This is a genomic window from Pararhizobium sp. DWP1-1-3, from assembly GCF_049896125.1.
Classification (GTDB): Bacteria; Pseudomonadota; Alphaproteobacteria; order Rhizobiales; family Rhizobiaceae; genus Pararhizobium.
This window is the reverse complement of the sequence record NZ_JAFCTR010000004.1, coordinates 288,695-301,178: the sequence shown is the minus strand read 5'-3', so window position 1 is coordinate 301,178 and position 12,484 is coordinate 288,695. Positions and strand designations below refer to the sequence as shown.

Genomic DNA, 12,484 nt, shown 5'->3' with positions numbered 1-12,484 from the left:
CGGCATCCCTCGCAAGGCACGGATGTGGCCGTGGCGAAGTGTGGATGCTTGGCCGAACGATGGGGAGAACGATTCGTCGGCATCGCCTTCCGGCCGACATCTGCGGTCAATGACAACAGCTGCAGCCTGGAGGCGATGCCGGCAATCAATCAGTAGCCGAGGCCCTTCTTTTCTTCGTAGACCTTCTGCGGATCATCAGCCTGAGTGTAGAGCTTCGATTCCGTTTGGATCCACTTGGCCGGCTTGGTACCGTCCTTCAGGAACGCGTCGAGTGCGTCCAGTGCAGGACCCGCCATGTTCGGCGTCAGTTCAACCGTGGCGTTGGCTTCGCCGGCTGCCATAGCCTGGAAGATGTCCGGAACGGCGTCGATCGAGACGACGAGGATATCCGTACCCGGCTTCAGGCCGGCTTCCTTGATTGCCTGAATGGCGCCGACGGCCATGTCGTCATTGTGGGCGTAGAGCGCGCAAATATTCTTGCCGCCGTCTTCCGCCTTCAAGAAGCTTTCCATGACTTCCTTGCCCTTGGTACGGGTAAAGTCGCCGGTCTGGCTGCGGATGATCTTCAGGTTGTCGTGGCCCTTCAGTGCCTCCTCAAAACCCTTCTTGCGGTCGATAGCCGGCGAAGAACCCGTGGTACCCTGCAGTTCGACGACGTTGCATTGCTTGCCGCCGACCTTGTCCACCAGGAACTTGCCGGCCACATTGCCTTCGTGAACGAGGTCGGACGTGACGGCGGTCAGGTAGAGGTCCTTGGACGAATCGACCGTACGGTCGAGAAGAATGACCGGAATTTCGGCATCCTTGGCTTCCGTCAGAACTTCATCCCAGCCGGTCGCGACAACCGGTGCGATCAAAATGGCATCAACGCCCTGGGCGATGAACGACCGCAGCGCCTTGATCTGATTTTCCTGTTTCTGCTGCGCATCGGCAAATTTCAGGTCGATGCCGCGCTTCTCCGCCTGTTGCTTGGTCAGCGTGGTTTCAGCCGCGCGCCAGCCGGATTCGGAGCCGATCTGCGAAAAGCCGATCGTCAGGTCGGCGGCAGAGGCCGAGCCGAACATGCAGGCAGCCAGAACCGTGGCACAGCTAAGTGCAGTCTTGATTTTCATGATTTCCTCCCAAAAAGCTGCTCCTCAGCAGCCCAGCTAAAAAATCATACTATATGATTTATGTAAACAGTCTTTCGCGCTCCTTGTACAAATTTCGAAGGCTGGAATCGAAAAAGGGCGGCCTTGCGGCCACCCTTCTTGATTGCACCGATGAATGCCGAGATTACTTCGGCAGTTTGTCGTCGACGCCTTCGACGTAGAAGTTCATGCCGAGCAATGTGCCGTCATCCGAGGATGCACCAGCTGCCAGCCATTCTGAACCGTCCTGCTTCTTCAGCGGGCCGGTGAAAGGCTTCAGCTCGCCCGATTCGATCTTCTTCTGCGTTGCTTCCGCCAGAGCCTTCACGTCGTCCGGCATGTTGGTGTAGGGCGCCATGGTGAGGATGCCGTCCTTCAGGCCGTCCCAGCTCGACGACGTCTCCCATTTGCCATCCAGAAACAGCTGGGTGCGCTTGATGTAATAGGCGCCCCAGGTATCGACGATCGCGGTCAGCTGCGTTTCCGGCCCGGCCTTGATCATGTCGGAGGCCTGACCGAAGGCCTTGATACCGCGCTCTGCCGCAACCTGCATCGGCGCAGTCGTGTCGGTGTGCTGCGTCAACACATCAACGCCCTGATCGATCAACGCCTTGGCTGCGTCGGCTTCCTTGCCTGGGTCGAACCAGGTGTTTGCCCATACGACCTTGATCTTGAAGTCGGGGTTGATCGAACGCGCGCCGGTGACGAAGGCGTTGATGCCCATCACCACTTCTGGGATCGGGAAGGAGGCGATGTAGCCGGCAACACCCTTTTGCGAGATTTTTGCGGCGATCTGGCCCTGAATATAGCGGCCTTCGTAGAAGCGGCTGTTGTAAGTCGCAAGGTTCGGCGCGGTCTTGTAGCCGGTCGCATGCTCGAACTTGACGTCCGGGAACTTTGCAGCAACCTTGACGGTCGCGTCCATGAAGCCGAACGATGTCGTGTAGATCAGGCCGCAGCCCGACCGCGCCAGGCGCTCGATGGCGCGCTCGGCGTCCGGACCTTCGGGAACGTTTTCGAGGAACTGGGTTTCGATCTTGTCGGCCAGCGCCTTTTCAAGCTCCAAACGGCCGATGTCATGCGCCTGCGTCCAGCCACCGTCGGTCTTTGAGCCGACATAGACGAAGCAGACCTTTGCCTTATCGGCGGCGGAGGCGCCAGCGGAAAAGCCGATGACCGCTGCGGTCGTTGCGAGTGCGAAAAGTAATTTTTTCATGTTGACCCCTGTAGGTTTGGTTTGCGTTGTTGTTCTTGTTACCTGTCCGGCACAAAGGACTTGCCGAGCGATGCTGGCGTATTGATCAACGTCGTGCGTCGATTGTGCGAGATGAGAATGAGTACGATAATTGTCGCCAGATAGGGAAGAGCAGAAAGAAACTGCGAGGGAATGTCGATACCGCGCGCCTGGACATAGAGCTGGCTGATCGATACGGCGCCGAACAGATAACCGCCGGCAATGATCCGCCAAGGCCGCCAGGAGGCAAACACCACCAGCGCCAGCGCAATCCACCCACGCCCGGCCGACATGTTCTCCACCCATTGCGGCGTGTAGACCAGAGACAGCTGCGCCCCTGCCAGCCCGGCGCAGGCGCCACCGAACATCACGGCCAGATAGCGCGCACGAATGACGTTGATGCCGAGCGCATGCGCCGAGGCATGGCTGTCACCAACGGAGCGGAGCTTCAGACCGGCGCGGCTTTTGAACAGGAACCAGTTCACACCGGCGACCAACGCGATCGACAGATAGAAGATCAGATCCTGCTTGAACAGGACGGCCCCCAGGAACGGTATATCCGACAGGACCGGGAAGACGATTTGCGGCAGCTTGATGCCGGATTGCCCGAGATAGGGCTCGGCGATCATGCTGGAAACGCCAAGCCCGAGGATGGTCAAGGCCAATCCCGTCGCCACCTGATTGGCAACAAGCGTCAACGTCAGAAAGCCGAACAGCAGCGAAAACAACGCACCCGATGCGATGCCGGCGAGAATGCCGATATAGGGCGACCCGGTTAATTGCGTGGCGATGAAGGCGCAGGCGGCGCCCATGATGATCATGCCCTCGACGCCGAGGTTGAGAACGCCGGAACGCTCGGTGACGAGTTCGCCGATTGCCGCCAGAACAAGCGGTGTTGCCGCCGTAATGACCGTCAGAAGGATGGCTTCATAGATACCCATCAGCGCGCACCCTCGCCTTTCGTGTCGTTCAGATCGTACCACATCATCCGGATCTTATAGTGGATGAGCGTGTCGCAGGAGAGCACGAAGAACAGCAGCAGCCCCTGAAATACCCGGATCGGCTTGTCGGAAATCTGCAGGGACACCTGCACCGCCTCGCCGCCGAGATAGGTCAGTGCCAGCACGAGCCCGGCAACGACGATCCCGAGCGGATTGAGCCGCCCGAGAAAGGCGACGATGATGGCAGTAAAACCGTAGCCGGGCGAAATAACCGGGCGCAGCTGCTGGATCGCGCCGCTGACCTCGGCAATGCCGGCAAGACCCGCCAGTGCACCGGATAGCAGCATCGAAAACCAGATCATCTTGCGCGACGAGAAGCCGGCGAAACGCCCTGCCCGCTGGGATTGGCCAAGCACGGTAATCTCGAACCCCTTCAGCGTATAGCGCATCATGAACCAAATCAGGATCGCCGCGATGATCGCAAACCCAAAGCCCCAATGCGCCCGTCCCGACGCAATCATTTCCGGCAGGATGGCCGTTGCGTCGAAGGTTCGGGTTTCCGGAAAATTCATGCCGCCCGGATTGCGCCAGGGACCGCGCACCAGCCAGTCGAGAAACAGCTGCGCGACATAGACGAGCATCAGGCTGGTGAGGATTTCATTGGTATTCAGATGCGCCTTGAGGAAGGCCGGAATACCGGCAAACAGCGCGCCGCCCAGCATGCCGAGCAGCATCATCAACGGCAGAACCAGCGGCGATTGCCATTCATAGAACACCACGGGCAGGATCGATCCGGCGATCGCTCCCATGATGAACTGGCCTTCGGCGCCGATATTCCAGTTGTTCGAGCGATAGCAGACCGACAGGCCGACAGCGATGAGGATAAGCGGAGCGGCCTTGATCGCCAGTTCGTGCAACGACCAGACTTCCGTCAACGGTTCGATAAAGAAGCTGTAGAGCGCTGCGAACGGATCCTTGCCGAGCATCATGAACATGATGCCGCCGAAGAACAGCGTCAGGCCGAGCGCGATGAACGGCGACAGGATGGAAAACAGCTTGGAGACGTCGGGACGCCGTTCCAGTTCAATGCGCATGCGCCGTCTCCGCAGTCTCGGTCTTGCCATACATGCCGCCCATCAACAGTCCGATTTTTTCACGCGACAGATCCGATGCCGGATAGATATCGGACAGCTTGCCTTCGCTGATCACAGCAATTTCCGTCGCCACTTCGAAAATCTCGTCCAGATCCTGGCTGATGACCAACACGGCCGAACCGGATTTGGCGAGATCAACCAGCGCCTGACGAATACGGCTGGCGGCGCCGGCATCGACACCCCAGGTCGGCTGGTTGACGATCAGAACCGTCGGCTGGCGGTCGAGTTCGCGGCCGACGATGAATTTCTGCAGATTGCCGCCCGATAGCGATCCGGCCGGCGGGTTTTCGCCGCTCTTGCGCACGTCCATCGCCGCAGAAATGCGCTTTGCCGCCATTTTCACCGCCTCCTGGCGGATCAGCCCGAGCGGGCCGCCGCCGAGAAAGGCACGCCGGTCGGACTGGCTGCGGGCAAGGATGAGATTGTCGGAGAGCGACAGTGCCGAAACGGCGGCATGTCCGTGACGCTCTTCGGGCACGAAACCGGCGCCCATCAGCCGGCGGGCATTGATACCGCGGGTACCGACCGGCTTATCGGAAATCAGAATGACATCATCGGTGGCGACCGGATATTCGCCGGACAAGGCATCGAACAATTCGCCTTGCCCATTGCCCGCAACGCCGGCGATTGCCAGCACTTCACCGGCATGCACCTTGAGACAGATATTCTTCAGGGAAACCGCGAACGGGGTTCTTGCCGTCGCCGACAGATGACGGGCCTCGAGCTTCACCGGTCCTTTGGCGTTCGTGCCTTCGGCACTGACATGCGCGACATCGCTGCCGACCATCATGCGGGCCAGCGACGACGGGGTCTCCTGGCGCGGATTGCAGGCGCCTGTCACCTTGCCGTGGCGCAAAACGGTGGCGCGGTCGCAGATGCGCTGCACCTCTTCCAGCCGGTGGCTGATGTAAAGAACAGACCGCCCCTCGGCTTTCAGCTTGTTCAGCGTTTCGAACAGCCGGTCCGCCTCCTGCGGCGTCAGCACCGAGGTCGGTTCGTCAAGAATGATCAGCTTCGGATTTTGCAGCAATGCGCGGACGATTTCGATGCGCTGGCGCTCGCCCACGGACAGGTCGGCGACATGCGCATGCGGATCGAGCGGCAGGCCATAGGCATGCGACAGATCGGACGCCTCCTTGGCGATCCTTGCCAGCGACACGCCGGGATCCATCGAAAGAGCAATGTTTTCAGCGACTGTCAGCGCCTCGAACAGCGAAAAATGCTGAAACACCATGCCGATACCCAGCTTGCGGGCGGCACTGGGACTGGTGATGCGCACCGGCTGTCCCTGCCAGACGATCTGGCCGCTGGTGGGCGCCAGCACGCCGAACAGCATCTTGACCAGCGTCGATTTTCCGGCGCCGTTTTCGCCGAGCAGCGCATGGATTTCGCCCGGCCTGATATCGAGATTGATTCCATCACAGGCAGCGAATGTGCCGAACAGTTTTGTCAGTTGGCCAACAGCCAGCAATAGACTGTTGGCGGGTTGTCCCTCAGCCGACACGCCGCCCCTCTTTTCTCATGCTCTGCTGCCCTGGCTGCCTCTCCGGCTTGTCTCAAGGAATCAGCAATGTTGTTCCGCTCGTTTTTCTTGCTTCCAGATCCGCATGCGCCTGGCTTGCATCTGCCAGTGCATACGTCTGGTTGATATTGATACGCACTTTGTTGCTTTGCACAACATCAAACAGGGAGTTTGCACACGCCTCGAGTGCCGGCCGTGTCGAAACATAGCTGAACAGGGTCGGCCGCGTCGCAAACAGCGAGCCTTTTTGGGCGAGGATGCCGATATTGACGCCTTCGACAGGACCCGACGAATTGCCGAAGCTGACCCAGAGACCACGCGGCTTGATGCAGTCAAGCGAGGCCGGATAGGTGTCCTTGCCGACCGAATCATAGACCACATCAACGCCCTTGCCGCCGGTAATCTCCTTGACCGCGCTGACAAAATTATCGGTACGGTAGTTGATGACATGGTCATAGCCATGCGCCAGCGCGAGGTCGATCTTGTCCTGCGAACCCGCCGTGCCGATGACGGTCGCGCCCAGCGCCTTGGCCCATTGCCCAGCAATCAGGCCGACGCCGCCAGCGGCTGCGTGAAACAGCAGCGTGGTTTCCGGGCCGACCTTGAAGGTCTGGTTGAGCAGATACTGCGCCGTCATGCCTTTCAGCATCATCGCCGCCGCCGTTTCCAGCGTGATATCGTCCGGCACCTTCACCAGCTGCGAAATCTCGATATTGCGTTCGCTGGCATAGGCGCCGTCGGAGGACGCGTAGGCAACGCGGTCACCGACTGCAAAGCTGCTGACATTGTCACCGACCGCCGTGACGATGCCGGCGCCCTCCTTGCCCGGAATGAAGGGAAGCCCTTCGGCCGACTTGTAGAGACCGGTGCGGAAATAGACGTCGATGAAATTCACGCCGACAGCGACCTGACGGATCTGCACTTCGCCCGGGCCTGGCGCGGAAAGCGTCACACCTTCAATTTTGAGAACTTCCGGTCCGCCAAGCGCGCGCACCATGATGGCCTGTGCCATGAACCCTCCTCAATCCCGTCCAAGCCGGGGAAATATCTGCAACACAAAACCGATGACATAGAGATAGATGCCGGTGCCGACGACGCCGGCCACGACCCATGCGGGCGTATCGAAATGCAACAGCAGCGCATAGCCGCTGAGCACCGACCAGACGGTAAAGACGGCCAGGTTGAGCGGCCGCAGACGCTTGACGCGCACCGGGTGCAGGAAGCTGATCGGCATGAAGGTCAACACGACCGAAACGAAAACGACGATCGAGGCCGCCAGTTCGCTGGCATCGATGACGAACAGCGTGAAAACCACCATGTTCCAGACGACCGGGAAACCGGAGAAGAAATACTCGTCAGTCTTCATCCCCATGTCTGCGTAGTAGATCGCACTCGACATGACGATGGCGCCGGCGGCAAAGAACGACCAGGGCTCGCCGATCATGCCGCTCTGATAGAGGGCGAAGGCCGGAAGCAGCACATAGGTGACGTAATCGATGACATTGTCGAGCGTATCGCCGGACCAATTGGGCAGGACTTCCTTGACCCGGACCTTGCGGGCGATCGGACCATCGATCCCATCGACGGCAAGGGCCAGGCCCAACCACCAGAACATATCGACGAATCGGTGCTCGGCTGCGGCAACAACGCCCAGAAAGGCCAAAAACGAGCCGGATGCGGTGAGAATATGAACGGAAAATGCGCGAATTTCCGCGTAGGGCACGCGCTTGTAGTTAAAAAACTTCATCGGCAGACGCACCCTGTCCTTACTCTGCGCTTTCCTTGGAAGCATGCTGAACCGGCTGTTTCAACGGCCACACTCCCGTCCCCGCATTGTCCAACGGGTGTTGGCGGTAATATGCACCGTTTGAGTTTGGCTGCCAGCAAAAATCACCTGATGCCGCAAAAGCACAACAATCAGCTGTGGATGCGACGGGCATCTGCGCCATTTCACCCCATTTCATTCGCGCCCGCCGACGGTTAAGATTAAGACCTCAACAGATACATGCACGGGAAGCGGACGCCATGGAGCACTTTGAAATCGCAGTCGTCGGTGCAGGGCTGGCCGGATCGCTGGCTGCGCTGGCGTTCGCCGACACGGGCCGCAGCGTCGTACTGATCGCGCCGGCGGCTGGAAAAGCCGATGGACGAACCACGGCGCTGATGGATCAATCGCTTGGGCTTGTGCGGAACCTTGGCATCTGGCAGGCGATTGCCCCATTGGCAGCGCCGCTTTCCAGCATGCGAATCATCGACGGGACGAACCGTCTGCTGCGTGCGCCGACCGTGACCTTTCATGCCGCCGAAGTCGGGCTGGAGGCATTCGGATACAATATTCCGAATGCGCCCTTTCTAGCCCTGCTGGACAAGGAAGCCGAGAAGCGGCCGTCGCTTATGCGTATCGCCGCGAGCCTGACACAGGTCGAATTCGAACCTGAACGCACCATCCTGACGCTCGATGATGGCCGCAGCGTCACCGCAAGCCTCGTGATTGGCGCCGACGGCCGTAAATCCGGTGTACGGGCATCAGCCGGGATCGAAGTCAGGAATTGGTCCTATCCGCAAAGCGCACTTGTTCTCAACTTTTCCCATCAGGTGGCCCACCAGAACATCTCGACGGAATTCCACACGCCACATGGGCCCTTCACCCAGGTGCCGCTGCCCGGCGGCTTAAGATCCAGCCTTGTCTGGGTTCAGAAGCCGGAGGATACCGAAGCAACTTTGGCGCTTGCGCCTGACGCTCTGACCTTGGCGGTGGAGCAGCGCATGCAGTCGATGCTGGGCAAAGTCACCATCGAAGGCGCACCCCAGTCGTTTCCGCTGTCCGGCATGGCCGCCAAATCCTTCGGCAAGGGCCGGGCGATCCTGATCGGCGAAGCGGCCCACGCCTTCCCGCCGATCGGCGCACAGGGGCTCAACCTCAGCCTGCGCGACATTATGGCCGCCATATCCCTACTTGGGTCCGCGCCTATCCCCGATGATTTTGGGGCACGTTACGACCGAAAGCGGCGGGCGGATATTTTCAGCCGCACCGTCAGCGTCGATCTGCTCAATCGCTCCCTGTTGTCCGATTTCCTGCCGGTGCAGATGCTGCGTGCCGCCGGACTGCAGGCCTTGGCCAGCGTCGCGCCGCTGCGCAATCTGATGATGCGCGAGGGGATCAATCCCGGCAGTGCCCTGCAATCCCTGCGCAGTACCTTACGGGAAAAGATCGGCCGGAAGAGCGCCTGAGCTGATCAGGTAGAGCAACATCGTCACCGTCGCCACCGAGAAAACAGTGGTGATCAGGATCGTTGCCGACGCCCGCTCCTGCCAGACGCCATATTGCTGGCCGATGACAAAGACATTGGTCGCCGTCGGTAATGCAGCCAGAAGCACGGCCGTCTGCACCCAGACCGGCTCGAAATTGCCGGCGAGCCCCATCACCAGATACATCAGTACCGGGTGCAGGATCAGCTTTGCCGGCACGATATAGGCGATCTCGGCAGGAATGCGTTTCAGCGGCCGCAGCGCCAGCGTCACGCCCATGGCAAACAGGGCGCAGGGAGCGGCTGCCTGCGCCAGATAATCGATCAGCCTCTGCACCGGCACCGGCGGCTGGAATGAGAAATATGCGGCGATTACGCCGGCGATCGTCGACAGGATGAATGGGTGCAGCAGGATTTTCCTGGCGATCGCGAGTGCAAGCCGTCCGGGTGAGCTCTTCTCGTCACCAGCCAGCGCCATCATGGCCGGCGCGACCATGAAATGCAGAACGTTCTCGAAGCAGAAAATCAGGGCAACCGGTACCGCTGCCGGCTCTCCGAATGCCAGGAGCGCCAGTCCCGGCCCCATGTAACCGATATTGCCATAGGCGCCTGCCAGCCCTTGCACCGTCGATTCGGCCAGCGAATTTCGGCGTATCCAGTAACCAACGCCAAAAACCAGCGCGAAGACGGTATAGGTGGCACCGATCGAGGAAAGGACGAAGTCGAAACGGGTGAGCTGCTCGATCGGCGTCTTGGAGACCAGCTTGAAGAACAAAGCCGGCAGCGCCAGGTAGATGATGAAGATATTGAGCCAGCCCATGGCATCGCCGGCGCCCTCGCCCGCCGGATTGCGGGCGAGCTTCGCCGTCAGATAGCCGACGAAGATCAGGCCGAAGAACGGCAGTACCAAACCGGCTATTTCTGCCATCGCTTTGAACCTCTGTTTGAGGTTCGTGCTTAGCCGATTTGCATCAGGACTGGAAAGGTTTCCTGGAACCATATGGCCATCGAACTGATGAAGCCGAAAACGAAGGCAAGGCCGGCGAGAATCAGGAAAACCCCCATCAGCTTTTCCACCAGGCCAAGATGGCGGCGGAAGCGCGACAGGAATTTCATGAAAGCGCCCGAAAACCCGGCAGCGATCCAGAACGGAATCGCCAGCCCCAGCGAATAGACAGCCAACAGCATGGCTCCGTCCGTCACCGTATCACGCGCAGCCGCAACACCGAGAATGGTGCCGAGCACCGGACCGATGCAGGGCGTCCAGCCAAACGCAAAGGCGAGGCCCATGATATAGGCGCCCGACAGCGTCGCCGGCTTGCCGTTCCCCTGAAAACGCGCCTCGCGCCCGAGGATGCCGATCCGGAACACGCCGAGGAAATGCATGCCCATGATGATGATGACGATCCCGCCGATGCGCGACAAGATGTCGATATGCTGGCGCAGCACAAGGCCGATGGTGGATGCCCCTGCCCCAAGCGCCACGAACACGGTGGCAAAGCCGAGCGTGAACAGGAAGGCGGCACCAAACACCGCACGCCGGGTGCCGGTGGAGGCGACCTGCGTTTCGCCACCGCGAAACTGATCCACCGATATGCCCGCCATGTAACAGAGATAGGGCGGCACCAGCGGCAGAACGCAGGGCGAAAGAAAGGAGAGTGCGCCCGCCAGAACGGCGGTCCAGATGGAAATATCAGCGATGGACACCAGGTCAAAACTCCAGCCTGCAACAAGCCCGGCCGTCTTAGCGCCGAAGCGGGTGCCAAACCAATCACCTTTTGGCGATCTCCTTGGAAAACATCGTTTTTGCACTTTTGCCCGTTTTTTGGGTTGACCAAAACAAGCGCGCTGTGCATATGTCCGCCCACTTCCGCCGGTCATAACAGACCGGCTTTGGGAGAGCGTAGCTCAGTCGGTAGAGCAACTGACTTTTAATCAGTAGGTCCAGGGTTCGAATCCCTGCGCTCTCACCATAAAATATATGAAAATCAATAATTTAGCGGATATTTGGTGCAATCGTCATCCGATCGCAGATCCCAAAATTCCATTCGATTTCATCAGATTTCAGAACCACGTCGCTCCGTTGACATGAACCGTGCAGCTGCGGGGTCTACCCTTGTTTTTATAGTCCAGCCTGAGTGAGGAAGCCGGTACCGCGGTCTGTGCTTGTGCGGCGCATCCTGATGTGTCGCCGGTGCTGATAGGGAGTTCGAGGGCATTGTTTCGCCGCAGTAACCATAACGTACTCCCGCCGGGATCAGAATCGTGCTCTATTGCCCCCGTTCGACGCGGAGATTCCTAGATGCAGTATTTCAATCCCCTTGCAGCCGCGTTTCTGGCCATCCTGTGCACGTCGACAACCGTGTTGGCTCAGGAACATGAGGACATCAACGCTGCGAACAATCCGCTGACGCCGAAAATAACGATCAATTTTCAGGACTACTTTATTCCGGATTTCATCGATGTTCCGGAAGACAAGCATGCCAACCAGTTTCTCCTGCGCGGCCTCATTCCCTCGGATGCTTTCGGACTGCCGCAGCTGATACGCTTTACCTTGCCCGTCGCAACCTCACCGGAGGTGCCGGACGGCTATGTGACGGGGATCGGCGATCTCACACTGATCGATCTGTTCGTGCTGCCAAAGGCAGGCGATATCACCTTTGCGGCAGGCCCGGTTCTGGTTATTCCGACCGCGAGCGAAGACGAGCTTGGCAGTGGAAAGTGGCAGGCTGGCGCTGCCGGCGTCATGGTGGCACCGCAGAGCTGGGGTCTTCTCGGCGGCCTTGTCACCTATCAGGCCTCGTTTGCCGGCAGTGATCTGCGCGACGATGTCAATCTTCTCACGCTGCAGCCGATCGTCAACGTCAACCTGGACAAGGGCTTTTACCTGCGCTCTTCGGCGACCTGGAACTTCAATATGGAAAGCGGGGCCAGCTACATCCCTGTCGGCCTGGGTGTGGGAAAGGTGTTCCAGCTCGACAAGGGCATCACGATGAACGCGTTCATCGAACCGCAATATACGGTCTGGCACGACGGCCCCGGTGCACCACGGTGGCAGATTTTCGCCGGCGTGAACTTCCAGTTTCCCGTCGGCAATCTGCGCTGACTGAACTGCGTCGAAACAGCAGTCTTAACCGGTATCCCATGCCCGCTTGCGGCGTCATCGAACGCCGTCCAAAGCCTCAAAACAAAAACAGCGTCACCCGCGAAGGCGACGCTGTTTTAGTTTGAACCATCGCGGCCAGATGCCTCATG

At 59.4% G+C, this 12,484-nt stretch carries 11 protein-coding genes and 1 tRNA gene; 3 read left to right on the top strand and 9 right to left on the bottom strand.

What is annotated here, in order from left to right; translation table 11 throughout:
• Nucleotides 1-149 precede the first annotated feature (149 nt).
• From ytfQ to pcsA, 7 genes are all read right to left on the bottom strand, one after another.
• Complete coding sequence (gene ytfQ / locus ACP7BS_RS12505; RefSeq protein ID WP_113243647.1) at nt 150-1,112, bottom strand: galactofuranose ABC transporter, galactofuranose-binding protein YtfQ; 963 nt, start codon at nt 1,110-1,112, stop codon at nt 150-152.
• Nucleotides 1,113-1,275: 163 nt separating this feature from the next.
• Nucleotides 1,276-2,346, bottom strand: coding sequence for a BMP family ABC transporter substrate-binding protein (locus ACP7BS_RS12500; protein ID WP_426238358.1), 1,071 nt, complete (start codon nt 2,344-2,346; stop codon nt 1,276-1,278).
• Between the two features lie 38 nt (nt 2,347-2,384).
• Nucleotides 2,385-3,305, bottom strand: a complete 921-nt coding sequence (locus tag ACP7BS_RS12495; RefSeq protein ID WP_426238357.1) for an ABC transporter permease — start codon at nt 3,303-3,305, stop codon at nt 2,385-2,387.
• Nucleotides 3,305-4,399, bottom strand: coding sequence for an ABC transporter permease (locus ACP7BS_RS12490; RefSeq protein ID WP_426238356.1), 1,095 nt, complete (start codon nt 4,397-4,399; stop codon nt 3,305-3,307). Before ACP7BS_RS12490 ends, ACP7BS_RS12495 begins: the two co-directional genes overlap by 1 nt.
• Nucleotides 4,389-5,963 carry an ABC transporter ATP-binding protein gene (locus tag ACP7BS_RS12485; RefSeq protein WP_426238355.1) on the bottom strand — a complete coding sequence of 525 codons (1,575 nt, stop codon included), beginning with the start codon at nt 5,961-5,963 and terminating at the stop codon, nt 4,389-4,391. Before ACP7BS_RS12485 ends, ACP7BS_RS12490 begins: the two co-directional genes overlap by 11 nt.
• A 52-nt stretch (nt 5,964-6,015) precedes the next feature.
• Nucleotides 6,016-6,993, bottom strand: coding sequence for a quinone oxidoreductase family protein (locus ACP7BS_RS12480; RefSeq protein ID WP_426238354.1), 978 nt, complete (start codon nt 6,991-6,993; stop codon nt 6,016-6,018).
• 9 nt (nt 6,994-7,002) lie between these two features.
• Nucleotides 7,003-7,728, bottom strand: coding sequence for a phosphatidylcholine synthase (gene pcsA / locus ACP7BS_RS12475; protein WP_426230274.1), 726 nt, complete (start codon nt 7,726-7,728; stop codon nt 7,003-7,005).
• A 278-nt stretch (nt 7,729-8,006) separates the two neighbouring features.
• On the opposite strand from pcsA, the gene ACP7BS_RS12470 reads away from it, so the two are divergent.
• Complete coding sequence (locus ACP7BS_RS12470; protein ID WP_426238353.1) at nt 8,007-9,212, top strand: UbiH/UbiF family hydroxylase; 1,206 nt, start codon at nt 8,007-8,009, stop codon at nt 9,210-9,212.
• Here ACP7BS_RS12470 and ACP7BS_RS12465 read toward each other — a convergent pair.
• Both ACP7BS_RS12465 and ACP7BS_RS12460 read right to left on the bottom strand, forming a co-directional pair.
• Nucleotides 9,180-10,157, bottom strand: a complete 978-nt coding sequence (locus tag ACP7BS_RS12465; protein WP_426238352.1) for an AEC family transporter — start codon at nt 10,155-10,157, stop codon at nt 9,180-9,182. The genes ACP7BS_RS12470 and ACP7BS_RS12465 overlap by 33 nt on opposite strands.
• 29 nt (nt 10,158-10,186) lie before the next feature.
• Nucleotides 10,187-10,936 (bottom strand): cytochrome c biogenesis CcdA family protein, encoded by a 750-nt coding sequence (locus ACP7BS_RS12460; RefSeq protein WP_426238351.1) that lies wholly within the window; start codon nt 10,934-10,936, stop codon nt 10,187-10,189.
• A 190-nt stretch (nt 10,937-11,126) separates the two neighbouring features.
• On the opposite strand from ACP7BS_RS12460, the gene ACP7BS_RS12455 reads away from it, so the two are divergent.
• A tRNA-Lys gene (locus ACP7BS_RS12455) sits at nt 11,127-11,202 on the top strand.
• 329 nt (nt 11,203-11,531) lie between these two features.
• Nucleotides 11,532-12,335 carry a hypothetical protein gene (locus ACP7BS_RS12450; RefSeq protein WP_426238350.1) on the top strand — a complete coding sequence of 268 codons (804 nt, stop codon included), beginning with the start codon at nt 11,532-11,534 and terminating at the stop codon, nt 12,333-12,335.
• The last annotated feature ends 149 nt before the right edge of the window (nt 12,336-12,484 follow it).

Excerpts from the sequence above, each read along its gene's own strand:
- ytfQ (WP_113243647.1), bottom strand. The coding sequence starts at position 1,112 with ATGAAAATCAAGACTGCACTTAGCTGTGCCACGGTTCTGGCTGCCTGC.
- ACP7BS_RS12500 (WP_426238358.1), bottom strand. The coding sequence starts at position 2,346 with ATGAAAAAATTACTTTTCGCACTCGCAACGACCGCAGCGGTCATCGGC.
- ACP7BS_RS12495 (WP_426238357.1), bottom strand. The coding sequence starts at position 3,305 with ATGGGTATCTATGAAGCCATCCTTCTGACGGTCATTACGGCGGCAACA.
- ACP7BS_RS12490 (WP_426238356.1), bottom strand. The coding sequence starts at position 4,399 with ATGCGCATTGAACTGGAACGGCGTCCCGACGTCTCCAAGCTGTTTTCC.
- ACP7BS_RS12480 (WP_426238354.1), bottom strand. The coding sequence starts at position 6,993 with ATGGCACAGGCCATCATGGTGCGCGCGCTTGGCGGACCGGAAGTTCTC.
- pcsA (WP_426230274.1), bottom strand. The coding sequence starts at position 7,728 with ATGAAGTTTTTTAACTACAAGCGCGTGCCCTACGCGGAAATTCGCGCA.
- ACP7BS_RS12470 (WP_426238353.1), top strand. The coding sequence starts at position 8,007 with ATGGAGCACTTTGAAATCGCAGTCGTCGGTGCAGGGCTGGCCGGATCG.
- ACP7BS_RS12465 (WP_426238352.1), bottom strand. The coding sequence starts at position 10,157 with ATGGCAGAAATAGCCGGTTTGGTACTGCCGTTCTTCGGCCTGATCTTC.
- ACP7BS_RS12450 (WP_426238350.1), top strand. The coding sequence starts at position 11,532 with ATGCAGTATTTCAATCCCCTTGCAGCCGCGTTTCTGGCCATCCTGTGC.